17 protein-coding genes are annotated in these 23,077 nt (G+C 67.7%); 14 read left to right on the forward strand and 3 right to left on the reverse strand.

The genetic code is table 11. From position 1 onward, the window contains the following. Positions 1 to 72 precede the first annotated feature (72 nt). The 14 genes from ACRARE_RS03375 to ACRARE_RS03440 all read left to right on the forward strand — a co-directional run bounded on the left by ACRARE_RS03375 (position 73) and on the right by ACRARE_RS03440 (position 18,801). The gene (locus ACRARE_RS03375) at positions 73 to 2,478 is read left to right on the forward strand and encodes a GcvT family protein (RefSeq protein WP_432654983.1); all 2,406 of its coding nucleotides are present in this window, start codon (positions 73 to 75) and stop codon (positions 2,476 to 2,478) included. 1 nt (position 2,479) lies between these two features. Then, the gene (locus ACRARE_RS03380; protein ID WP_432654984.1) at positions 2,480 to 3,733 is read left to right on the forward strand and encodes a sarcosine oxidase subunit beta family protein; all 1,254 of its coding nucleotides are present in this window, start codon (positions 2,480 to 2,482) and stop codon (positions 3,731 to 3,733) included. Positions 3,734 to 3,743: 10 nt separating this feature from the next. Continuing rightward, positions 3,744 to 4,028 carry a sarcosine oxidase subunit delta gene (locus ACRARE_RS03385; RefSeq protein ID WP_432654985.1) on the forward strand — a complete coding sequence of 95 codons (285 nt, stop codon included), beginning with the start codon at positions 3,744 to 3,746 and terminating at the stop codon, positions 4,026 to 4,028. Further along, positions 4,025 to 6,883: an FAD-dependent oxidoreductase gene (locus ACRARE_RS03390; RefSeq protein ID WP_432654986.1), complete on the forward strand. Its 2,859-nt coding sequence runs from the start codon at positions 4,025 to 4,027 to the stop codon at positions 6,881 to 6,883. Before ACRARE_RS03385 ends, ACRARE_RS03390 begins: the two co-directional genes overlap by 4 nt. Beyond that, the gene (locus ACRARE_RS03395; RefSeq protein WP_432654987.1) at positions 6,876 to 7,421 is read left to right on the forward strand and encodes a hypothetical protein; all 546 of its coding nucleotides are present in this window, start codon (positions 6,876 to 6,878) and stop codon (positions 7,419 to 7,421) included. The genes ACRARE_RS03390 and ACRARE_RS03395 overlap by 8 nt, the downstream gene beginning before the upstream one ends. A gap of 92 nt (positions 7,422 to 7,513) precedes the next feature. Continuing rightward, a complete protein-coding gene (gene dctP / locus ACRARE_RS03400; protein ID WP_432654988.1) occupies positions 7,514 to 8,515 on the forward strand; it encodes a TRAP transporter substrate-binding protein DctP in 1,002 nt (333 codons plus the stop codon). Beyond that, entirely contained in the window at positions 8,515 to 9,006 is a 492-nt protein-coding gene (locus ACRARE_RS03405) for a TRAP transporter small permease (protein WP_432654989.1), read from the forward strand. Before dctP ends, ACRARE_RS03405 begins: the two co-directional genes overlap by 1 nt. 6 nt (positions 9,007 to 9,012) lie before the next feature. Next, complete coding sequence (locus ACRARE_RS03410) at positions 9,013 to 10,305, forward strand: TRAP transporter large permease (RefSeq protein ID WP_432654990.1); 1,293 nt, start codon at positions 9,013 to 9,015, stop codon at positions 10,303 to 10,305. Between the two features lie 172 nt (positions 10,306 to 10,477). Next, a complete protein-coding gene (locus ACRARE_RS03415; protein ID WP_432654991.1) occupies positions 10,478 to 11,605 on the forward strand; it encodes an aromatic ring-hydroxylating oxygenase subunit alpha in 1,128 nt (375 codons plus the stop codon). Continuing rightward, the gene (locus ACRARE_RS03420; protein WP_432654992.1) at positions 11,598 to 12,107 is read left to right on the forward strand and encodes a flavin reductase family protein; all 510 of its coding nucleotides are present in this window, start codon (positions 11,598 to 11,600) and stop codon (positions 12,105 to 12,107) included. Before ACRARE_RS03415 ends, ACRARE_RS03420 begins: the two co-directional genes overlap by 8 nt. A gap of 236 nt (positions 12,108 to 12,343) precedes the next feature. Continuing rightward, positions 12,344 to 12,985, forward strand: coding sequence for an HAD-IA family hydrolase (locus ACRARE_RS03425; RefSeq protein ID WP_432654993.1), 642 nt, complete (start codon positions 12,344 to 12,346; stop codon positions 12,983 to 12,985). 150 nt (positions 12,986 to 13,135) lie between these two features. Then, positions 13,136 to 14,785, forward strand: a complete 1,650-nt coding sequence (gene glpD / locus ACRARE_RS03430; protein ID WP_432654994.1) for a glycerol-3-phosphate dehydrogenase — start codon at positions 13,136 to 13,138, stop codon at positions 14,783 to 14,785. 58 nt (positions 14,786 to 14,843) lie between these two features. Next, positions 14,844 to 16,337: a glycerol kinase GlpK gene (glpK, locus tag ACRARE_RS03435; RefSeq protein WP_432654995.1), complete on the forward strand. Its 1,494-nt coding sequence runs from the start codon at positions 14,844 to 14,846 to the stop codon at positions 16,335 to 16,337. Between the two features lie 259 nt (positions 16,338 to 16,596). Then, positions 16,597 to 18,801, forward strand: coding sequence for an NADP-dependent isocitrate dehydrogenase (locus tag ACRARE_RS03440; protein ID WP_432654996.1), 2,205 nt, complete (start codon positions 16,597 to 16,599; stop codon positions 18,799 to 18,801). A gap of 352 nt (positions 18,802 to 19,153) precedes the next feature. Here the strand turns inward: ACRARE_RS03440 and ACRARE_RS03445 are convergent, their stop codons facing one another. Genes ACRARE_RS03445 through ACRARE_RS03455 form a run of 3 tightly spaced genes read right to left on the reverse strand, consistent with a single transcriptional unit; the run spans position 19,154 to position 23,069 of the window. Beyond that, on the reverse strand, positions 19,154 to 20,245 hold the full coding sequence (locus ACRARE_RS03445) for an ABC transporter ATP-binding protein (protein WP_432654997.1): 1,092 nt from the start codon (positions 20,243 to 20,245) through the stop codon (positions 19,154 to 19,156). A gap of 6 nt (positions 20,246 to 20,251) precedes the next feature. Continuing rightward, entirely contained in the window at positions 20,252 to 21,904 is a 1,653-nt protein-coding gene (locus tag ACRARE_RS03450; RefSeq protein ID WP_432654998.1) for an alpha-glucosidase family protein, read from the reverse strand. A 10-nt stretch (positions 21,905 to 21,914) separates the two neighbouring features. Next, the gene (locus ACRARE_RS03455) at positions 21,915 to 23,069 is read right to left on the reverse strand and encodes a carbohydrate ABC transporter permease (RefSeq protein ID WP_432654999.1); all 1,155 of its coding nucleotides are present in this window, start codon (positions 23,067 to 23,069) and stop codon (positions 21,915 to 21,917) included. Positions 23,070 to 23,077: the final 8 nt, after the last annotated feature.

Here is a 23,077-nt window from a genome sequence, read left to right on the forward strand (position 1 = left end):
GCCCTCTTGCGCCGCATTCAGTACAGTTGTGTACTGCACGCCAGATCCCGAACCTCTGCACAGGAGAGCGACATGCAGGACCAGTATCGCGTGGTCATCATCGGCGGCGGCGTGGTGGGGGCTTCGGTCGCCTATCACCTGACGAAACTGGGCTGGACGGACATCGCCCTGCTGGAACGCGACGTGCTGACCGCCGGGTCGTCCTGGCACGCGGCGGGGGGCTTTCATGCGCTGAACGCCGACCCCAACATCGCCATGCTGCAAAGCTATACCATCGACCTGCTGCAACAGATCGGCCCGGAATCGGGGCTGGATATCGGGCTGCACATGACCGGCGGGATCGAATTTGCCTGCGACCCCGACCGCTGGGACTGGCTGCAATCGGCCTATCGCACCTTCCAGTCGCTGGGGATCAAGGATGTCGAACTGATCGACGCCGCCGAGATCAAGCGGCGCAACCCCGTCATCTCGACCGATGGCATTCTGGGCGGCCTGTGGTCCGACCGCGAGGGGCATATCGACCCCTCCGCCGTGGTCCATGCCTATGCGCGCTGCGCCAAGACCCGGGGCGCCGACATCGTCGAACACACCAAGGTCGAGGATCTGCGCCAGCGCCCCGATGGCAGCTGGACCGTGATCACCGACAAGGGCGAGATCATCGCCGAACATATCGTCAACGCCGGCGGCCTCTGGGCCAAGCAGGTGGGCCGGATGGCCGGCGTCGACCTGCCGGTCTCGCCGCTGGAACACCACTACCTGGTGACCGAGGCGATCCCCGAGCTGGTCGAGGCGCAGAAGGAACTGCCCGTCACGGTGGACCTTGAGGGGTTTACCTACATGCGACAGGAACAGAAGGGCATGTTGCTGGGCATCTACGAGGTGCAGCACAAGCATTGGCACATGGACGGCGCGCCCTGGGACTTCGGGATCGAGCTGATCCAGGAAGACATCGACCGCATCTCGGATGAGCTGGCCTGCGGCTTTGCCCGCTATCCCTGCCTGCAAACGGCCGGGGTCAAACGCTGGGTCAACGGCGCCTTCACCTTCTCGCCCGACGGCAACCCCCTGGTCGGCCCGGTGCGCGGCCTGCCCGGCTACTGGGTGGCCTGCGGCGTCATGGCGGGCTTCCTGCAAGGCGGCGGCGTCGGCAAATCCCTGGCCGAATGGATGGTCGAGGGCGAACCCGAGGTCGACGTCTACGGCATGGACATTGCCCGCTACGGCGATTTCGCCTCGAACCGCGAATATATCAAGCAGACCACCGGCCAGTTCTATTCGCGCCGCTTCGTCATGACCTACCCCAACGAACAGCTGCCCGCGGGCCGTCCGCTGAAGACACCGGGCGCCTACGAGGGCATGTCGGCGGCGGGCGCCGTCTGGGGCCAAAGCTGGGGCATGGAAGTGGCGCAGTATTTCGCCCCCAAGGGGTTCGAGGAAAAGCCCAGCCTGCGCCGCTCGAACGCCTTCCCGCTGGTGGCCGAAGAATGCCGCGCCGCCCGCGAGGCGGCGGCGATCTACGACACCACCGCCTTTTCCCGCTTCGAGGTCTCGGGGCCGCAGGCCACCGCATGGCTGGACAGCCTGCTGGCCTGCAAGCTGCCCGGCGCGGGCCGCGCCCGCCTGGCACCGATGCTGGGCGAGAATGGCAAGCTGAAGGGCGACCTGACCGTGCTGAACTGGGGCGACGGCCGCTATTGGCTGATGGGATCCTACTACCTGCGGCAATGGCATATGCGCTGGTTCGAGGATCACATGGCCGAGGGCGTGACCCTGCGCGACGTGGCCGACGACATCGGCGGCTTTGCCATCGTCGGGCCGAAGGCGCGCCAGATCCTGCAAGGGCTGACCCATCAGGATCTGACCGCCCTGCCCTTCATGGGCTGCGCCACCGTTGACATCGGGCTGATCCGCGCCCGGGTCGCGCGGCTGTCGGTCACCGGCGAGATGGGGTTCGAGATCAATTGCCACGCCACCGAACATGCCACCCTGCGCCGCCTGCTGTTGCAGGCAGGCAAGGGCGAAGGCCTGCGCGAAATGGGCATTGCGGCCATGAACTCGCTGCGGCTGGAAAAGGGCTATGGCATCTGGTCGGCCGAGTTCAGCCAGGGCTACACCCCCGGCATGACCGGCCTCGACCAGTTCATCGCCTGGGACAAGCCCGCCTTCATCGGTCGCGCCGCCGCCCTGGCCGAACGCGACACCCCCTCGGACAGGGTCATCGCCCTGCTGGAGGTCGCCGCCACCGGCGCCGACGCCTCGGGCTATGAACCCGTCTGGGCGGAGGGAAATCTGGTTGGCTATGTCACCTCGGGCGGCTACGGCCATGTCACCGGCAAAAGCCTGGCCCTGGCCCTGATCGACCGCGCGGCGGCGGTGCCGGGCACCGCGCTGACCACCCATGTGGTGGGCGAGGAACTGGCCGCGACGGTGCTGCCCGGTGCCCCCTACGACCCCGAGGGCCGCAAACTGAGAGGCTAAGATGACGCGTCACTATTCCGCGCTTGCGCTCGCACGCGAAGGGCTTTCGGGCCACAAGGGCTGGGCCCGGGCCTGGACCTCGCCCGAACCGAAGAAACGCTACGATGTGGTGATCGTGGGCGGCGGCGGGCATGGCCTGGCCACCGCCTATTACCTGGCCAAGACCCATGGCATCACCAATGTGGCGGTGATCGAAAAGGGCTGGCTGGGTGGCGGCAACACCGGGCGCAACACCACCGTTGTCCGCTCGAACTACTTCTTCCCCGAAAGCGTCGCCCTCTACGAGCTGTCGCTGAACCTCTACGAGGATCTCTCGCGCGAGCTGAACTACAACGTCATGCTGTCGCAACGCGGGATGCTGATGCTGTGCCACACCCCGGCGGAGATGGAGATGTCGGCCCGGCTGGTGAACGCGATGCAGCTGAACGGCACCGATGCCGAGCTGCTGGACACCGAGGGCGTGCGGAAGATCATGCCGATCTACAATTTCGCGCCCGACAGCCGCTTTCCGGCGCTTGGCGGCGCCTTGCAGCCGCGCGGCGGCACGGCGCGCCACGATGCGGTGGCCTGGGGCTATGCCCGCGCGGCCTCGGCCCTGGGGGTGGACATCATCCAGCAATGCGAGGTCACCGATTTCCTGATCGAGGGCGGCGCCTGTCGCGGGGTGAAGACGAGCCAGGGCGAGATCCGCGCCGACCGCGTGGGCCTGGCGGTGGCCGGGCACAGCTCGCAGATGGCCGAAAAGGCCGGGTTCCGCCTGCCGGTCACCTCTTACGCGTTGCAGGCCTGCGTGTCGGAACCGGTGAAACCGATCCTCGACATCGCGGTGCACTGCGCGGGTTCAGGCAGCTATGCCAGCCAGTCCGACAAGGGCGAGATCGTCATCGGCGGCGGCTTGGACCGGGTGCCCAGCTATGGCCAGCGCGGCACCCTGCCGACGCTGGAGCACGTGATCGCGGGCATCCTGGAGATGTTCCCCGCCTTCCGCCAGCTAAAGCTGATGCGCCAATGGGGCGGCATCGTCGACGTGGTCCCCGACAGCTCGCCGCTGATCGGGCCCTCGCCGCTGCCGAACCTGTTTCTGAACTGTGGCTGGGGCACCGGCGGCTTCAAGGCCATTCCGGCGGGCGGGACGCTGCTGGCGCATCTGCTGGCCACCGGCCAGCATCACGACATTTCCCGCCCCTTCGACCTTGATCGTTTCGCCACCGGGCGGCTGATCGACGAGGCCGCGGGCTCTGGCATCGCGCACTAGGAGGGATCCCATGCACCTTTACACCTGCCCCTTCTGCGGCCCCCGCCCCGAGACCGAGTTCCACTTTGGCGGCGAGGCCGGCAATGACCGCCCCGATGGCGACGTGCCCGCCCAGGTCTGGGCCGACTACCTGCACTACCGCCAGAACCCCAAGGGCACGGCGCGCGAGATCTGGGTGCATCTGACCTGCCACGAGGTCTTCGTGATGACCCGCGACACCGTGACCATGGCCGCCCAGCCGGGCGAGCCTGTCCTTTCCGACCTTGCAGATATTTCAGACCGGGGTGACGCATGACTGCCAGACGTCTTTCCACTGGCGGCGAGATCGACCGGTCGCGCCCCCTCACCTTCACCTTTGACGGCCAGCGGATCGAGGGGTTCGAGGGCGACACGCTCGCCTCGGCCCTGCTGGCCTCTGGTCCGCGCATCCTGGGGCGCAGCTTCAAGTATCGCCGCCCCCGGGGTCTGTTTGGCGCAGGCGTCGAAGAACCCAATATCTCGGTCAGCTATCACGACGCGGCGGGGGCGCAGATCAACCTGCGGCCCACGATGCAACCCGCCCGGGACGGGCTGGCGATCCGCTCGGACAACACCGACCCGGACGCGGCCCGTGATCGCCACGCGCTGATCGACCGCTTCGCCCGCTTCCTGCCCGCGGGCTTTTACTACAAGACCTTCATGTGGCCGAACTGGCACCTGTTCGAGCCGAAGATCCGCGCCATGGCGGGGCTGGGCACGGTGGATCCCACCCAGGCCGGGCCAGTGTCGGAACAGGTCAACCACTGGTGCGATGCCCTGGTGATCGGCGCGGGCCCCGCCGGGCTGGCCGCGGCACTGGCCCTGGCGCGCGACGGGCAAGAGGTGCTGCTGGTCGACGAGGGCAGCCGCCCGGGCGGCTCGCTTTTGTGGCGCGAAGGCCGGATCGACGGCAAGACCGCCCCGGTCTGGCTGGCCGAAACCCTGGAGGAACTGGCCCGCCTCGGCGTGCGGATCCTGCCGCGCACAAGCGCCTTCGGGATCTATGACCACGGGCTGGCGGCACTGAACCAGCGCCACGCGGACGGCGCGCCCGACACCCTGTGGCGGGTGCGCCCCGGACGCACGGTGCTGGCCACCGGCGCCATCGACCGGCCCCTGCCCTTCGACGGCAACGACCTGCCCGGCGTCATGTCGGCCCATGCCGGGCTGACCTATCTGCGCCGCTATGCCGTGCTGCCGGGCCAGCGGATCGCCCTGGCCTGCAACAACTCGACCGGCGCCGAAGTGGCCGCCGCCATGGCCGAGGCGGGCGCCGAGGTCACCCTGATCGACGCCCGCCCCGAGGCCGCGCCGGTGCCCGGCACCCATCACCGCCCGGGCCGCATCGCCCGCGCCCAGGGGCGCGGCGCGGTGACCGAGGTGGTGCTGGAAGACGGCTCTGCCATCGCCTGCGACTGCGTGCTGGTCTCTGGCGGCTTCACCCCCACGATCCACCTCTATGCCCAGGCCCAGGGCAAGCTGGCCTGGGACGCGGCGCAACTGGCCTTTGTGCCCAAGACCGAGCTGCCGGGGCTGATGCCCCTGGGCGCGGCGGCGGGGCGGTTCACCCTGGGGGCCACCTTCGCCCATCTGGGCGCCCTGCTGGGCCAGGCGCCCCAGGCCGAGGATTGCACCCCCTACACCATCACCCCCGCCTGGCCCGACCCGGCGGCCAAGGGGCGGATCTGGATCGACTATCAGCATGACGTGACCACCAAGGACGTGGCCCTGGCCGCGCGCGAGGGCTTCACCTCGGTCGAGCATCTGAAGCGCTACACCACGCTGGGCATGGCCACCGACCAGGGCAAGACCTCGAACATCGCCGGGCTGGCCCTGATGGGGGCGCTGACCGGGCGCGACATCCCCGAGGTGGGCACCACCACCTACCGCCCGCCCTTTAGCCCCGTGCCCCTGGCCAGCCTCGGCGGGCTGGAGACGGGCCAGCGCATGGCGCCCCTGCGCCGCCTGCCGCTGGAGCCCGCGCATCGCGCGGCGGGCGCCACCTTCGGGGAATACGGCGGCTGGCTGCGCCCGGCCTGCTATGGCGCCCAGACAGAGGCCGACCAGCCCGCCCGCATCCAGGCCGAGGCCGCCATGGCCCGCGACAGCGTGGCCCTCTTCGACGGAACGCCCCTGGGCAAGATCGAGGTGATCGGCCCCGACGCCGCCGCCTTCCTGGACTTCATCTATTACAACACCGTCTCGACCCTGAAACCGGGGCGCTGCCGTTACGGTTTCATCCTGTCGGAAGCAGGCATCGTCTATGATGACGGGGTGCTGGTGCGGCTGGACGCGGACCGCTTCCTGGTCTCCTGTTCCTCGTCCCATACCGCGGGCGTGCTGAGCCTGCTGGAGGAATGGCGCCAGGACCGCTTCCCCCGCGCGCAGGTCCATATCCACAATGCCACCGCCGAGACCTGCACCCTGACGGTCACCGGCCCCCGTGCCCGCGACCTGCTGGCGGCGGCAGAGGTGACCTGCGACGGCGGGCTGTCGGACGAGGCCCTGCCGCACATGGCCACGGCCTGGGGCAGCTGGACAGGGCTGGACCTGCGGGTCACCCGGGTCAGCTTCACCGGCGACCGCAGCTATGAGCTGTCGATCCGCGCCGACCAGGCCGCCCCCCTCTGGGCGCGGCTGCACGCCGAGGCGCGGCGCCTGGGCGGCGGACTGATGGGGATCGAGGCCTTGCAGATCCTGCGCGCCGAGAAGGGCTATATCGTCATCGGCAAGGATACCGACGGGCTGACCCGGCCCATGGATCTGGGCATGACCGGCCCGCTGCACCGGAAGAAAACCGAGTTTCTGGGCCGCCGCTCTCTCTGGCAGGAGGAGGCGCAGCGCCCCGACCGCAAGCAGCTGGTCGGGCTGGAGCCCGCCGATGGCGCGGGCCTGCTGCCCTGCGGCGCCCATGGCATCGACACCTCGGGGGCGCGGCCCCGGTCGCTGGGCTATGTCACCTCCAGCTATCACAGCCCGACCCTGGGCCGCCCCGTCGCGCTGGCGCTGATCGAACGCGGACGGGACCGGCTGGGCGAGGTGATCGAGATCCAGCACCTGGGCCACCGCCGCCGGGCGCGGATCACCGCGCCCTGTGCCTTCGATCCGAAAGGAGACCGCCTCCATGCGTGACCGCGCCCCCTTCTGGACCCCGGCCAGCGCGCCGGACAAGATCCGCCTGACCGGCGACGGAATCGCCCTGACCGGCCTGCCGCCCCTACCGCAGGTCATGGTCAGCGGCGACCTGCCCGCCTGGCTGGCGGCCCAGGATCTGCCCGAAACCGCGGGCCTTCTCGCCCAGACCCACGGGGCCCGCTACGCGGTGCGCCTGGCCCGGCACCGGATGCTGGTGGTGGGGGCCGAGCATGGCCCCCGCACCCCGGCCTGGCAGGCGGGCTGCGCCGCCTCTTCGATGACCGGCGCCCTGGCGGTGGTCGAGATCACCGGCCCCCGCGCCATGGAGCTGGTGGCGCGGGCCACAGCGCTGGATCCGCGCGCGCCCTCGCCTTCGGCGGCGCTGCTCTTTGCCGGGATGCAGGCGGTGCTCTATCGCCACGGCCCCGCCCTGCGGCTGCACTTCGACCGGGGGCTTGCCGCCTATCTGACCAATTGGGCCGCCGCCACGACCCTCTTCCCGGACGCCGCCGAAGGGCAACCGGCCGAGACTTGACACCACTGTCCGGAAAAGCTTGTCTTTGCGGCAATCAATGGATTTACGGCCCTCGAAAAAAGGGCCACGGGCACCCAACCAGGGAGACAGAGATGAACAGAAAACTTACCAAGGCGCTGCTGCTGACCACCGCGCTGGCCGCCTTCACCGGCGCCGCGCAGGCCGCCGACATCACCTTCAAGATGGCCACCGACTCGGGCGCCAAGGGCTCTGCCGCGGGCGACGCGCTGGACCGTTGGGCGCAGCTGATCGAGGAGGGCTCGGATGGCGCGATCGAGGTCGACGTCTTCTACCAGAACGAGCTGGGCGGGCAGCAGGACGTCTTCGACCTGTTCATGGCCAATGACGTGCAGCTGATGATCAACTGGCCCATGACCTCTTACGACCAGCGGGTTTCGGTCCTTTACACCCCCTATATCTTCTCGGGCTGGGACGACGCCCTGACCGCCTATTCCGAGGGCGGCTGGATGAACGGCCTCTTGGGCGACATCTATGTCGACCTGGGGCTGAAGTTCTTCGGCGCCTGGCCCGAAGGTTTCAACGGCGTGGCCACCAAGGGCAGCTATGCGGTGTCGGTCGAGGATGCCTCGAAGATGAAGATCCGCGTCCCCCCGATGTTCCCGATGGCCGAGACGATCCAGGCCATGGGCTATCAGACCGCGACCATCGACTGGGGCGAAGTCTTTACCTCGATCCAGACCGGCGTGGTGGACGGCGACGGCGCCAACGTGATCTACTGGGATTACGAGTATTTCCGCGACACGCTGGACTACTACAACCGCATGAAGCAGCAATTCGTCACCGGCGTCATCTCGATGAACCAGGAAGCCTTCGACGACCTCTCGCCCGAACTGCAAACCGTCGTGGCCGAGGCCGCCGCCACGGTGATGGAAGAAGGGTTCGCCAATGCCAAGGCGCTGGATGAACACTACGTCGAAGAGGCCAAGGCGGCAGGCATGACCTATGTGGAACCCAGCGACGAAGAGCTGTCGGAAACCGTCGCCCATGTGCGCGAGGTGGTCTGGCCGATGATGGACGCCCAGGTCGGCGCCGAGGTCATGGACGCCGTGCGCGCCAACGCGTCCGAGTTCTGATGGCCGCGCGCGGCTTCGAACAGAAACTGGCGGGCGCGCTTGGCGCGCTGGCCATCGCGGCAGGGCTGGTGACGGCCCTGCTGACCGGTTTTCTGGTGCTGGCGCGGTTCATCAACTATTCGGTCGTCGGCCTGCACGAGCTGATCCTGACCGCCGCCGTGCTGTTCTACATGCTGGGCGCCATCCTGGCCTCGCGCAACCGCGCCCATCTGGCGGTGGATTTCATTGACCAACTGCTGACCACCCCGCGCGCCCGCGCCATTCACAGCCTGGTGGTGGCGGTGCTGACGGTGATCGTCACGATCTTCTTCATCTGGTGGACCTGGAAGATGTTCGCCTGGGGCATGAAGCGGCCGCAATGGACGCCGGCCTATCACATCCCGCTGTGGCTGCCGCAGATCTCGATCATGATCGGCGCCCTGGGATGCTTTGCCTATGCGCTGCGCGACGTGGTGCTGTCGCTGGGCGCGCTGCGGGCACTGAAAGGATAACCCGACATGGACGCGCTTTTCGCCCTGCCCATCCTCGTGGTGCTGATGATTGTCGGCCTGCCGGTGGCCTGGTCCTTCGCCGGGGTGCTGGCCTATCTGGTCTGGACCTTCGACGTGAACCTGAACACGCTGATGTTGCAGGGGTTCCGCTCTCTCAACTCGCTGGTGCTGATCGCGCTGCCGCTGTTCATCCTGACCGGCTACCTGATGGAAACCGGCGGCATCGCCCGGCGCATCGTCACCTTCATCGGCCGCCTGGCGGGCGGGCGTGCGGGGCTGGGGGGCGTCGTGGTCGTCTCTTCGGCGATCTTCGGGGCCATCGCGGGCACCGCCAGCGCCGCCGTGGCCTCGATGGGCACGATCATGTCGGGCCCGATGGCCGAGCGCGGCTATCCGCGCGGCTATATCGCCTCGCTTCTGGGGGTGTCCTCGCTGCTCGGGATCCTGATCCCGCCCTCGATCACCATGATCCTTTTCGCCGTGGCCACGCGGCAATCGGTGGCCGCCTGTTTCGCCGCCTCGATCGGCCCGGCGATCCTGCTGATCCTGTGCCTGCTGATCTGGAACCGCCTGTTCGTCGGCACCCAGCCGCAGATCACCGAGGCGCCCCATGACCCTGGCGTGACCCTGGGCGGCGCGACCCTGTCGGCCCTGCCCGCCCTGTCGCTGCCGGTGATCATCCTGGGCGGCATCTACGGCGGCATCTTCACGCCGACCGAGGCCGCCGCCGTGGCCGCCGTGGCCGCCCTGGCCGCCGCCGTGGTGGGCTTTGTCTTCTACCGCGAACTGACGCCACGCCTTTTCGCCACCTCGCTGGTGCGCACGGCGGAAACCACCGGCTCGATCATCGTGATCCTGCTCTTCTCCTTCATGATTTCGCGCATCCTCAGCTTCGAACGGATCCCCCAGGACCTGGCCGAGGCGGTGCAGGGCTTTGCCGGCAACCCGATCTGGGCCCTGCTGCTGGTCAATGCGGTGCTGATCCTGGCGGGGATGCTGATGGATGACGTGTCGGTCACCGTGGTGGTGGCGCCGCTGTTCCTGCCGCTGATGACCGCCTCGGGGGTGGACCCGGTGCAGTTTGCCGCCATCGTCGCCTGTTCGGTGGTGATCGGGGCCAATTCGCCGCCCATGGCGCCGATCCTCTACATGTCCTGCCGGGTCTGCAACGCCTCGGTCATGACGGCGGTGAAGCCGGTGCTGTCGATCCTGATCTGCGTCGTGCTGCCGGTGACCCTGGCCACCACCTATTGGCCCGCCCTGTCGCTGACCATTCCGCATCTGCTGGGCCTGAACTAGGCGGCCGGCGCGCGCGCCCCGGCGCCCCCGGCTTGCCCAAATCCACATCCCGTTTTCACCTGATGCACCGAAGCCGCCGTTGCCTTCGGTGCATCTTCCTTGCTTTCCTGTGCAAAGCGGTGACGCTGCTGCCATCGGCCCCCGGGCCGCAGCCCAGCCCCAGGAGAGCCAGATGAACATCCACGACCCCGCCGCAGAGCTTCGCGCCAATGTCGCCGTGCCGTTTGAGCAGGCGCGGGCGATGCCGGTTTCCGTCTATACCTCCGAAGACTTCCTGGCGCTGGAACAAGAACATGTCTTCGCCGCCTCCTGGCTTTGCGCGGGACGCGTGGACGCGCTGAAGGCGCCGGGCGACTACCTGACGATGGAGATCGCGGGCGAGCCGGTGCTGGTGCTGCGCGACCGCGACGGCACCCTGCGCGCCATGTCCAACGTCTGCCGCCACCGCATGTCGGTGCTGCTGGAGGGGCGCGGCAATGTGCGGGTCATCACCTGCCCCTACCACGCCTGGACCTATTCCCTGGACGGCAGCCTGCGCGGCGCCCCGGCGATGGAGCTGAACACCGGCTTCTGCAAGGACCAGAACAGCCTGCCCGCCATCCGCTGCGTCGACTGGAACGGCTGGATCATGGTCACCCTGAACCCCGACCTGCCAGAGCCCGGCGCCCAGCTGGCCGAGGTGGACGACCTGGTGGGCTATCTGGGCATGGGCGACTATGTCGAGACCTTCCGCGAAGAGCACCGCTGGAACACCAACTGGAAGATCCTGGCCGAGAACTTCATGGAAAGTTACCACCTGCCTATGTGCCACGGCGGCACCATCGGCGGGGCGGTAAACCTGAAGAAGATGACCTGCCCCGAGGGCAAGGAGCACTTCAACTATCACCACATCCTGAAGGACGATTCGATTGCCCTGTCGATCGCCCACAAGGACAACACCACGCTGCAAGGCGAGGACCGCTATCGGACCTGGCTGCTGGCGATCTATCCCTCGCTGCTGATCACCCTGACGCCCGGCTATTTCTGGTATCTCTGCCTGACCCCGGACGGGCCGGGCCATGTAAAGATCCTCTACGGTGGCGGGCTGCATCCCGATTTCGCCGCCGATCCCGAGGCCGAGACACATTTTTCCGCATTGAAGGGCCTTCTCGATCACGTCAATGACGAGGATCGTGGATGTACCGAACGCGTTTGGCGCGGGATGCAGGGGCGGTTCGCCCGCCCTGGCGCCCTGAGCCATCTGGAACGCCCCAACTATGAATTTGCCCGCTGGATCGCCAACAGGATACCCGATGTCTGAAGACCCCCTCCGCCAGACCTTTCTAGAGGCGATGTCGCGCGCCGCCACCACCGTGAACGTCGTCACCACCGACGGCCCGGCGGGGCGCGCAGGCGTCACCGTCTCGGCCATGTCCTCGGTCTCGGCCGATACCGACCGGCCGACGCTGCTGGTCTGCCTGCACCACAAGGTCAGCGCCGTGGCCCCCATTCGCGAAAACGGCACCTTCTGCGTCAATGTCCTGCGCGAGGATCAGTCGCGGATCTCGGACGCCTTCGCGGGCCGGGTGCCGGATCTGGCCTCCCGCTTTGACGCGGGCATCTGGCATGACACCTCGCTGGGGGTGCCGCGGCTGGAGGGCGCCGTCTGTTCCTTCGTCTGCCGCATCGACGCGGCGCAGCTTGTGGGCACCCATTACGTGGTCTTCGGCGCGGTCGAAGAGGTGGTGCTGGGCGCGCCGGGCAAACCGCTGGTCCACGCCAACCGCAGCTATGCCTCGCCGCTGGCGCTGGACGGGTCGTAACCCCCTGATCAGGGCTATATCAGAACCGCGAGTCTTTATTGCCTGCTGCCTCTCTGACCCCAATTGCCAAAGCTTTGGGCACAGGCTATCTGCCCGCTCTCTCGGCGTCGGAAGGCGCTTTCCCCGCCCCCCGCGCCCGGCCTAGGCAGGGTAAGGGAGGCACCGCTTCGGGTCACCGTCCGCACAAGAGGACCCACCCGGGATCCGGTGATATTTGTTTATGAGTAGGGAGGGGCATGGCACGCCTTGTATTCGATCTTGACGGGACGCTGATCGACAGCGCGCCCGATGTGCGCGGCATCGCCAACGGCATTCTGGCGCAGCTGGAAGCGCGCCCGCTGACGCTGCCAGAAACCCGGCGTTTCATGGGCGAAGGGGTGCCCACCTTCGTCGAGCGCATGATCGCCTCGCGCGAGTTGGACCCCTGCCTGACGGGGCAGATCCTGACAGAGTTCATGCGCGTCTACGACACCGCCGTCGACCTGACCCTGCCCTATCCGGGCGTGCCCCAGGCGCTGGAAAGCCTGGCGTCAGAGGGTCACCGGCTGGGCCTGTGCACCAACAAGCCGGTCAATCCGGCCCGCGCGGTGCTGCGCCACCTGGAGATGGAGCAGGCCTTCGACACGATCGTGGGGGGCGATACGCTTAACTGTCGCAAGCCCGATCCGGCGCCGCTGCGCGCCGCCTTCGACCGGCTGGGCGCGGGCACGCAGATCTATATCGGCGACAGCGAGACCGACGCCGAAACCGCCCTGCGCGCCGATGTGCCCTTCCTTCTTTACACCAACGGCTACCGCAAGGGCCGGGGCGGCATGACCTGCCGCGCCGCCTTCTCGGACTTTGCCGAACTGCCCGAGTTGGTCGCCCGCCTCTGCTAGGCGGGCCCCTCTGCCCGCCGGACCCGGGGCCCTCGGCACGGCTGGGCGGCGCCCCTTGCGCCCCGGGCGCTCACGCGCCCCAGCCATCGCTTTGACAAGCCCGCCCCGGCAATGTCATCTGCCCTCGACGCCCCAGAGGGAGAGCCCCCAATGTCCGCGCCCGACACCGCCGCCCCCCGCCCGACAGCGCCCGCACCGGACGCACCCGACACCGACGCCCCCCGCCGGGACGCCTTCGACCTTTTCGTCATCGGCGGCGGCATCAACGGCTGCGGCATCGCCCGCGACGCCGCAGGCCGGGGCCTGCGGGTCGGCCTGGCGGAAATGGGCGACCTGGCGGGGGCCACTTCCTCGGCCTCGACCAAGCTGTTTCACGGCGGCCTGCGCTATCTGGAGTACTTCGAATTCCGCCTGGTGCGCGAATCGCTGATCGAACGCGAGCGGCTGCTGAAGGCCATGCCGCATATCTCCTGGCCGATGCGATTCGTGCTGCCGATCCACCCCGAGATGCGGTTCGAGAATGCCACCCCCACCTCGCGCCTGCTGAACCTGGTGATACCCTGGATGAAGGGCCGCCGCCCGGCCTGGCTGATCCGGCTGGGCCTCTTCCTTTACGACAATCTGGGCGGGCGCGAGATCCTGCCCGGCACCAAGTCGCTGTCGCTGGACGGCACCCGCGAGGGCGCGCCGCTGAAGGACAGCCTGCACCGCGCGTTCGAATATTCCGACGCCTGGGTGCAGGACGCCCGGTTGACCGTGCTGAACGCCCGCGACGCCGCCCGCTGGGGGGCCGAAATCCTGCCGCGTACCAAGGTCACCGGGGCGCGGCCCCAGGGCGAGGGCTGGCAGGTGGATCTGACCGATACCGAGACCGGCGAGGCCCGCCAGATCACCGCCAAGGTGCTGGTCAATGCCGCCGGTCCCTGGGTGGCCGACATGCTGAACGGCACCCTGGGCCGCAACTCCGACGCGGGCATCCGCCTTGTGCGCGGCTCTCACATCGTCACCCGGCGCCTTTACGATCACGACAAATGCTATTTCTTCCAAGGGTCCGACGGGCGGATCATCTTTGCCATTCCCTATGAGCAGGATTTCACCCTGATCGGCACCACCGACGTGGACCACCCCGACGCCGACCAGGCACCCAAGATCACCGAGGCCGAGATCGACTATCTGTGCAATTTCGCCTCGGAGTATTTCCGCGAACCGATCAGCCGCGCCCAGGTCGTCTGGACCTATTCCGGGGTGCGGCCCCTCTATGACGACGGCGCTTCTTCCGCCTCTGCCGCCACCCGTGACTACGTGCTGCGGATGGAGGGAAGCGGCCCGCCCCTGCTGTCGGTCTTTGGCGGCAAGATCACCACCTACCGGCGCCTGGCCGAACACGCGATGGAACATATCGCGCCGCATTTCCCGATGATCCGCGCCCCCTGGACGGCGGGCCAGCCCTTGCCCGGTGGCGACTTCCCGGTGGCCGAGGCCGAACACCGAATCGCCGAGCTGCTGAAGGCCTACCCCTTCCTTGGCCCTCAGGGCGCGCAGCGCCTGTTCCGCCACTACGGCACCGAGGCGCGGCTGATCCTGGGCCAGGCCCGCGCCGCCGCCGATCTGGGCCGCGACTTTGGCGCCGGCCTCAGCGAGGCCGAGGTGCGTTTCCTGATGACCCGCGAATATGCCCGCACCGCCGAGGATGTGGTCTGGCGCCGCACCAAGCTTGGCCTACGTCTAAGCGCAGAACAGATCGCCGCGCTGGACGCCTGGATGGCCGAGGAACGGAACAGTCAGACAGCACAGACCTGACGGAACGTTCAGGCCAGAGGAAAAACGGCCAGAGGAAAATAATACGGGAGGAGACCGCATGACCCATATTCTCGCCATCGACCAGGGCACCACCTCGACCCGGGCGGTGATCTTCGGCCCCGACATGGCCCCCCGCGCCTCGGCCCAGCAGGAGTTTCCGCAGCACTATCCGCAGTCGGGCTGGGTGGAACATGACCCCTCCGACCTCTGGTCCTCGACCGCCGCCACCTGCCGCGCGGCGATCGAGAAGGCGGGTATCACCCCCGATCAGATCGCCGGGATCGGCATCACCAACCAGCGCGAGACGACGCTGATCTGGGACCGTGAGACGGGCCGCCCCATTCACAACGCCATCGTCTGGCAGGACCGCCGCACCGCCGACATCTGCGCCCGGCTGCGCGATCAAGGCCACGAGGCGCGGGTGACCGAGATCACCGGCCTGCTGCTGGATCCCTATTTCTCGGGCACCAAGGTCAAATGGCTGCTGGAGACGGTCGAGGGCGCCCGCGAGGCGGCGGAAGCTGGCAAGCTGATGTTCGGCACCGTCGACACCTATCTGATCTGGAAACTGACCGGCGGCGCGGCCCATGTGACCGATGCCACCAATGCCGCGCGCACCCTGCTCTACGACATCGAGGCGGGCAGCTGGTCGGCCGAGATCTGCGACCTGCTGGACATTCCGATGTCGCTGCTGCCCGAGATCCGCGACTGCGCCGATGACTTCGGCACCACCCGCCCCGATCTTTTCGGCCGTCCGATCCAGATCCTGGGGGTGGCGGGCGACCAGCAGGCGGCCACCATCGGCCAGGCCTGTTTCTCCCCCGGCATGGTGAAATCCACCTATGGCACGGGCTGCTTTGCCCTGCTCAATACCGGGGATGAGCTGGTGCGGTCCTCGCACCGGTTGCTGACCACCGTGGCCTACCAACTGGACGGCAAACGGACCTATGCGCTGGAGGGGTCGATCTTCATCGCGGGCGCGGTGGTGCAATGGCTGCGCGACGGGCTGAAGATCATCCGCGAGGCCGCCGAGACCCAGCCCCTGGCGGAACGCGCCGATCCGACCCAGACCCTGGTGCTGGTGCCCGCCTTCACCGGCCTGGGCGCGCCCTACTGGAACGCCGACTGCCGCGGCGCGATCTTCGGCCTGACCCGCAACTCGGGCCCCGCCGAGTTCGCCCGCGCCGCCCTGCAATCGGTGGGTTTCCAGACCCGCGACCTGCTGGAGGCGATGCACGCCGACTGGGACAGTGCCGAACACGGCGCCTCGGCCACCCTGCGCGTCGACGGCGGGATGAGCGCCTCGGACTGGGCGATGCAGTTCCTGTCGGACATCCTGGGCGCCCCGGTCGACCGGCCCGCCAATGTGGAAACCACCGTGCTGGGTGCCGCCTGGCTGGCCGGGCACCGCGCGGGGCTTTACCCCGACCAGGCGGGTTTCGCCGAGATCTGGGCGCTGGAACGCTCTTTCGCCCCGGCCATGGCCGAGGAGGAGCGCGCCCGCCTCTACGACGGCTGGAAACGCGCGGTCGGCGCGGCACAGGCCTACTAGGCGCCCCTGGCCGCCGCTCTGCCCCCCCGGGCACCGCCCCCGGGGCCGCATGTCGCGGCCATGATAGCGCGAAACCCCGCGTGGCAAGGCTCTGCAAACTTGCCATCCCCCCGCCCAGCCTCTAGGGATTTGCGGGACGCTTTCCCCCGGAAAGCTGCCGCCTCTGCCCCCCGGCCCCGCCCGGCGGGCCGACCGTCCAACCGACGCCGCGCCGTTCCTGGGCCCGGACCTTCCGAAGATCGCGAAAGGGAGAAGAAACATGGCTGACAAACAGACGCCCGATATTGTGTATACCAAGGTAGACGAAGCGCCCGAGCTGGCCTCCGCCTCCCTGCTGCCGATCATCCAGGCCTTCGCCGCGCCCGCGGGCGTGACCATCGGCACCCGCGACATCTCGCTGGCGGGCCGCATCATCGCCACCTTCCCCGAGTATCTGACCGAAGAGCAGCGCCAGGAAGACGACCTGGCCGCCCTGGGCGAGCTGGTGAAGACCCCCGATGCCAACGTGATCAAGCTGCCCAACATCTCGGCCTCCGAGCCGCAGCTGGTGGCCGCCGTCAAGGAGCTTCAGTCCCAGGGCTACGCCCTGCCCGACTACCCCTACGAGCCCGCGACTGACGAAGAGAAGGCCGTGCGCGCCAAGTATGACGGCATCAAGGGCTCGGCCGTGAACCCGGTGCTGCGCGAAGGCAACTCGGACCGTCGCGCCGCCGCCGCGGTGAAGAAATACGCCCAGAACAATCCGCACCGCATGGGCGAATGGACCGCCGACAGCAAGACCGTCGTCTCGGCCATGTCCGGCGGCGACTTCTTCTCGAACGAGAAGTCGGCCACCCTGGCCGAGGCAGCGACCGCCAAGATCGTGCTGGAAACCGCCGAGGGCGAGACCGTCCTGAAAGAGGGCGTGTCCTACCCCGCAGGCACCGTGGTCGATGCCACCTATATGTCCGCAAGCGCCCTGGACGCCTTCCTGGCCGAGCAGATCGAGGCCACCAAGGCCGCTGGCACCCTCTTCTCGCTGCACATGAAGGCCACGATGATGAAGGTCTCCGACCCGATCATCTTCGGCCATGCGGTCAAGGCCTGGCTGGCCCCGGTCTTCGAGCAGTTCGGCGACAAGATGAAAGAGCTGGGCGTGAACCCGAACGCGGGCCTGGGCGCCCTGCTGGAGCGGGTCAAGGACGCGCCGGAAATCCTGGCCGCCATCGAGGCCGTGCGCGAGACCCGTCCGCCGATGTACATGGTGAACTCGGACAAGGGCATCACCAACCTGCACGTCCCCTCGGACGTGATCATCGACGCCTCGATGCCCGCGCTGATCCGCGCCGGTGGCAAGGGCTGGGGTCCGGACAACCTGGAACACGACACCAACTGCGTGATCCCCGACAACAGCTATGCGCCGGTCTATGACGCCGCCATCGAGTTCTTCAAGGCCAATGGCAAGCTGAACCCGGCCACCGCAGGCACGGTGCAGAACATCGGCCTGATGGCCCAGAAGGCCGAGGAATACGGCAGCCACCCGACCACCTTCGAGATGCCCGCTGCGGGCACCGTGAAGATGATCCTGGACGACGGCACCGTGCTGCACTCCCACGCGGTCGAAGCCGGCGACATCTGGCGTTCGGCCTCGGCCCGCAAGGCGCCGATCGAGGACTGGGTCAACCTGGCCATCACCCGCCAGGCCGACACCGGCTATCGCGCCATCTTCTGGCTGGACGCCGCGCGCGCCCACGACGCCGAGCTGATCGCCTACGTCAAGCCGATCCTGGAAGCCAAGGGCGTCGCCGACAAGTTCGAGATCATGGCGCCGCGCGAGGCCACCATTGCGTCGCTGGAGACCATCACCAAGGGCGAGAACACCATTGCCATCACCGGCAACGTGCTGCGCGACTACCTGACCGACCTCTTCCCGATCCTGGAACTGGCCACCTCGGCCAAGATGCTGTCGATCGTGAAGCTGATGCAGGGCGGTGGCCTGTTCGAGACCGGCGCCGGTGGCTCGGCCCCGAAACACGTGCAGCAGCTGATGGAAGAGAACCACCTGCGGTGGGACAGCCTTGGCGAGTTCTGCGCCCTGGGCGAGTCGTTCAAGTTCCTGGGCGCCGCGCGCGGCAATGCCAAGGCCAAGGTGCTGGGCGAGGCGGTCGATACCGCCACCCAAGGCATCCTGGACGACAACCGTTCGCCCTCGCGCAAGGTGGGTGAGCCCGACAACCGCGACAGCCACTACTGGTTCGCCCGCTACTGGGCCGAGGCCCTGGCGGCGCAATCCGAGGACGCGGAGCTGGCCGGCCACTTCGCCCCGATCGCGGCCCAGCTGGCCGAGAAAGAGGCCGAGATCACCGGCGAGCTGGCCGCGGTCCAGGGCAAGGCCGTCGATCTGGGCGGCTACTACCACGGTGATTTCGACAAGACCGCCGCGGTGATGCGCCCCTCGGCCACGCTGAACGCCATCATCGGCTGATCCGGCGAAAGCCGCGAAACAAAGACCCCCGCCGGAGCGATCCGGCGGGGGTTTTCCTTTGCCCCTGGGGGGGCGTTATGCCGGGCGCGCAAGAAAAAGGGGGGGCTCTGCCCCCCCTTGAGCCCTGGCGGGCTCAATTCCCCCCGGGATGTTTTTGGCAATGAGAAAGGCATGGGGCGGGGCACTTGAGAGCCCAGGACGCGCCCCGGCTGGGACGTGGGGCAACGGGGGCGCCGCGCCGGGTGGCGGACTTTGCAGCCGGGGAGCGGGCGGGGCTTTCGGGTGCCCCGCCTTGTCCATTCTGAGGCCGAAAATACTCTCGCCGAAAGCGACCGCAGAGGCCGTCCGGCCCTTAGCGGTGGCGCATCGACAGGCCGTCGTGGAAGAGATGCACATGTTCCGGCGCGGCGGCCATCTGCACCGTCTGGCCGCGCAGGTGTTTGTGCACATCGGGCAGCTTGGCGATCAGCGCGGGCTCGGTGCCCGTCGTCTCGAAGTAAAGCAGGGTCACCTCGCCCAGGGCCTCGGTGATGTCTACGCGGCCGGTGAAGAGCGCCGCCCCCTCCTCGGTGGGGTGCAGGTGCTCGGGGCGCACGCCGATATTGACCTGCTTGCCCAGGTCGGCCTCGGTGGTGGGCACGTTGGAGCGGGCGGTGCCGCCGGCCTCCAGGGCGATCTCGGTCACCGCGCCGGTGGCGGTGATCTTGCCCGGCAGCAGGTTCATGGCGGGCGAGCCGATGAAGGTCGCCACCATCTCGTTACGGGGGTTCTCGTAGAGATCCAGCGGCGCGCCCACCTGGGCGATGCCCTTGTTGGCCAGAACCACGATCCGGTCGGCCAGGGTCATGGCCTCGACCTGGTCGTGGGTGACGTAGATCATCGTGCGATCGGGCATCTCTTCCTTCAGCCGGGCGATCTCGATCCGGGTCGCCACGCGCAGCGCCGCGTCGAGGTTCGATAGCGGCTCGTCGAAGAGATAGATCTTCGGGTCGCGCACGATCGAGCGGCCGATGGCCACCCGCTGGCGTTGCCCGCCCGACAGCGCCTTGGGCAGGCGGTCGAGGTAGTCCTCGAGTTGCAGCTTCTTGGCCGCATCCATCACCGCCGCGTCGATCTCTTCCTTCGACTTCTTCGCCAGCTTCAGGGCGAAGGCCATATTCTCGCGCACCGTCATATGCGGGTAAAGCGCGTAGGACTGGAACACCATGGCGATGCCGCGCTGCGCGGGCGGCACGTCGTTCATCCGTTGGCCGTCGATCTCGAGCGTGCCGCCCGAGATCTTCTCCAGCCCGGCGATCATCCGCAGGAGGGTCGACTTGCCACAGCCCGAGGGGCCGACGAAGACGATCAGCTCGCCTGCCGTGATCTCGAGGTTGATGTCGTTGAGGACGTTGACCGCCCCCCCGTAGGTCTTCGACACATCCGTCAGCGTCAGGTTACCCATGGCTCCTCACTCCCCTGCTTTTGCCAGCACAGCATAGCCCCAGCCGGGCAGTTTGACATCCCGCCCCTCGGGCGCCACGGCGCCGTCCAGATCCTGGGCCAGGCTGGTCCAGCTGCCCTCGGGCAGAGGCAGGCTGGCCGCCTGGTCGCTAAGGTTGAAGACACAGAGCAGCGTCTCGCCCTCGCCCTGGCGGGTGAAGGACAGCACGGTGCCGTTGGCCGCAAGCGGCGACTGGCTGCCGGTTTTCAGAACCGGATGGGCCTGACGCAGGGCGACCGCGCGGCGGTAGTGGTTCAGCACCGAGGTCGAGACGTTTTCCTGCAGGTCCACGGCCTTGGCGGCCTGGCTGCCGCTGACCGGAAGCCAGGGGCGCATTTCGCCATCGGTGCCGAAGCCCGCGTGGGGGTTATGCGCCTCCCAGACCATGGGGGTGCGGCAGCCGTCGCGGCCCTTGAACTCGGGCCAGAACTGGATGCCGTAGGGGTCTTGCAGATCCTCATAGGCCACATCGGCCTCATACAGGCCCAGCTCTTCGCCCTGGTAGAGGCAGACCGAGCCGCGCAGGCACATCATCATGACGTTGAAACAGCGGATGCCCGCCCCGTCCAGCTTCCACCGTGTCGGGTGGCGCACCACGTCGTGGTTCGAGAAGGCCCAGCAGGCCCAGCCGTCGCTGGCCACGCGGTCGAAATGATCCATCGTGTCCTTGACGTATTGCGCCGAGGGCGTGCTGCCCGCGAGCAGTTCGAAGGCATAGCACATATGCATGAGGTCATCGCCCCGGGTGTATTCGCCCAGGATCTCCAGGCCGCGCTGGTCGTCGCCCACCTCGCCCACGGCGGCGGCGTCATAGGGTTCCATCACCGCGCGCAACCGGCGCAGGAACTCCAGGTTCTCGGGGCGCGACTTGTCGTAGAGGTGGTTCTGCCAGATGTAGGGGTTCACCGAGGGCGCGGTATTGGCGACACGTTCCTCTGGCGGCAGGGGCGGGTTGTCGCGCAGCTCGGCGTCATGGGTGTAGAAGTTGATCGTATCCAGGCGGAAGCCGTTGACGCCCCGGTTCAGCCAGAAGCGGGCGACGTTCAACAGCTCTTCCTTGACCGCCTCGCAGTGGAAGTTCAGGTCGGGTTGCGAGGTCAGGAAGTTGTGCAGGTAATACTGCTGCCGCCGCGCGTCCCATTGCCAGCCCGAGCCGCCGAAGATCGACAGCCAGTTGTTGGGCGGCGTGCCGTCGGGCTTGGCATCGGCCCAGACGTACCAGTCGGATTTCGGGTTGTCGCGGCTGGCGCGGCTTTCGGCGAACCAGGGGTGCTGGTCCGAGGTATGCGACAGCACCAGGTCGATCAGCACCTTCAGCCCCAGTTGGCGGGCACGGCTGGTCAGCGCATCGAAGTCGCGCAGGGTGCCGAACATCGGGTCGACATCGCAGTAATCGCTGACGTCATAGCCGAAGTCCTTCATCGGCGAGGTGAAGAAGGGCGAGATCCAGATCGCATCGGCCCCCAGCGAGGCGATGTGATCCAGCCGTTGGGTGATGCCCGCCAGATCGCCGATGCCGTCGCCATTGGCATCCATGAAGCTGCGCGGATAGATCTGGTAGATGACGGCGCCGCGCCACCAGTCTGCGGTCTTTTCGGCAGAGACAATCGTATCGGTCATGAGGAGAGTCCTATTTGACGGAGCCGGCCAGCAGGCCGCGCACCAGGTATTTCTGCATGAAGAAGAAGACCACCAGCGGGACGAAGATCGACACGAAGGCGGCCGTGGCCAGGATCTCCCAGTCGCCGCCACGGGTGCCCATCAGTTCGACGATCTGCGCCGTCATCACCGTGGTCTGGCCCGAGGCGTCGATCAGGAAGACCTTGGCCACCAGAAGGTCGTTCCAGGTCCACAGGAACTGGAAGATGGCAAAGCTGGCCAGGGCCGGGAACGACAGCGGCAGGATGATCTTGGTGAAGATCTGGAACTCGGTCGCGCCGTCCACACGGGCGTTCTCGATGATGTCGCGGGGCAGGCCCGCGATGTAGTTGCGCAGCAGGTAGACCGCCATGGGCAGGCCAAAGCCGGTGTGCGCCAGCCAGACCCCCATGTAGCCCTTGCCGATGCCGATCCCCAGATGCAGTTTCAAGAGCGGGATCAGCGCCAGTTGCAGCGGCACCACCAGCAGGCCCACGATCGTGGCGATCAGCAGGGCGCGGCCGGGGAAATCCATCCAGGCCAGGGCATAGGCGGCGAAGGCGGCGATCAGGATCGGGATCACGGTGGCCGGAATGGTCACCGTCAGCGTGTTGAAGAAGGCCTTCTGCATCCCGTCCGTGGTGCTGCCCGAGAACAGCACGCGCTGATAGTTCTCAAGGGTGAAGCTGGGCGGGATCGAGGCGGTGACAAAGATCCGCTGGCCACGGCTGCTCTCGAAGCTTTCGCTGTTCTCCATCCGGTAGCGGCCATCGGCGGCCACGGTCACCGTGCCGCCCCGGCGCAGCTCGGCCAGGTCGCCGGGGGCATAGGCCGCGACGTCGCGTGACGAGGTGCCCCAGCTGATCAGGCTGTCGGGCGCGTCCTCTTCGCCGTCAAAGAGGTTACCCTCGATCACGTAAAGGTCGCCTTCCTGCACCTGGGTCTCGGGGTCGGCGGTGCGCAGGGTCAGGGTCTGTTCCGAGGGGAACAGCGACCGCCACCAGCCGCCAGAGGCGATCTGATCGGCGGTGCGGAAGGACGAAACGAAAAGGCCCAGGGTGGGCAGGATCCAGAGGATCACCATAAAGGCCACGGCAATCTGGGTGGCCCAGACCAGGGTGGGTTTCTGACCGGCGATATTGTTCATCTCCGCCT

It is taken from the genome of Pseudooceanicola aquaeponti (assembly GCF_050897975.1).
Classification (GTDB): Bacteria; Pseudomonadota; Alphaproteobacteria; order Rhodobacterales; family Rhodobacteraceae; genus Pseudooceanicola.

What these genes read in the sequence shown, in the direction of transcription:
- glpK (WP_432654995.1), top strand. Translation starts at nt 14,844, where the DNA reads ATGACCCATATTCTCGCCATCGACCAGGGCACCACCTCGACCCGGGCG.
- ACRARE_RS03425 (WP_432654993.1), top strand. Translation starts at nt 12,344, where the DNA reads ATGGCACGCCTTGTATTCGATCTTGACGGGACGCTGATCGACAGCGCG.
- ACRARE_RS03375 (WP_432654983.1), top strand. Translation starts at nt 73, where the DNA reads ATGCAGGACCAGTATCGCGTGGTCATCATCGGCGGCGGCGTGGTGGGG.
- ACRARE_RS03415 (WP_432654991.1), top strand. Translation starts at nt 10,478, where the DNA reads ATGAACATCCACGACCCCGCCGCAGAGCTTCGCGCCAATGTCGCCGTG.
- dctP (WP_432654988.1), top strand. Translation starts at nt 7,514, where the DNA reads ATGAACAGAAAACTTACCAAGGCGCTGCTGCTGACCACCGCGCTGGCC.
- glpD (WP_432654994.1), top strand. Translation starts at nt 13,136, where the DNA reads ATGTCCGCGCCCGACACCGCCGCCCCCCGCCCGACAGCGCCCGCACCG.
- ACRARE_RS03390 (WP_432654986.1), top strand. Translation starts at nt 4,025, where the DNA reads ATGACTGCCAGACGTCTTTCCACTGGCGGCGAGATCGACCGGTCGCGC.
- ACRARE_RS03440 (WP_432654996.1), top strand. Translation starts at nt 16,597, where the DNA reads ATGGCTGACAAACAGACGCCCGATATTGTGTATACCAAGGTAGACGAA.
- ACRARE_RS03405 (WP_432654989.1), top strand. Translation starts at nt 8,515, where the DNA reads ATGGCCGCGCGCGGCTTCGAACAGAAACTGGCGGGCGCGCTTGGCGCG.
- ACRARE_RS03395 (WP_432654987.1), top strand. Translation starts at nt 6,876, where the DNA reads ATGCGTGACCGCGCCCCCTTCTGGACCCCGGCCAGCGCGCCGGACAAG.
- ACRARE_RS03380 (WP_432654984.1), top strand. Translation starts at nt 2,480, where the DNA reads ATGACGCGTCACTATTCCGCGCTTGCGCTCGCACGCGAAGGGCTTTCG.
- ACRARE_RS03445 (WP_432654997.1), bottom strand. Translation starts at nt 20,245, where the DNA reads ATGGGTAACCTGACGCTGACGGATGTGTCGAAGACCTACGGGGGGGCG.
- ACRARE_RS03450 (WP_432654998.1), bottom strand. Translation starts at nt 21,904, where the DNA reads ATGACCGATACGATTGTCTCTGCCGAAAAGACCGCAGACTGGTGGCGC.
- ACRARE_RS03410 (WP_432654990.1), top strand. Translation starts at nt 9,013, where the DNA reads ATGGACGCGCTTTTCGCCCTGCCCATCCTCGTGGTGCTGATGATTGTC.
- ACRARE_RS03385 (WP_432654985.1), top strand. Translation starts at nt 3,744, where the DNA reads ATGCACCTTTACACCTGCCCCTTCTGCGGCCCCCGCCCCGAGACCGAG.
- ACRARE_RS03420 (WP_432654992.1), top strand. Translation starts at nt 11,598, where the DNA reads ATGTCTGAAGACCCCCTCCGCCAGACCTTTCTAGAGGCGATGTCGCGC.
- ACRARE_RS03455 (WP_432654999.1), bottom strand. Translation starts at nt 23,069, where the DNA reads ATGAACAATATCGCCGGTCAGAAACCCACCCTGGTCTGGGCCACCCAG.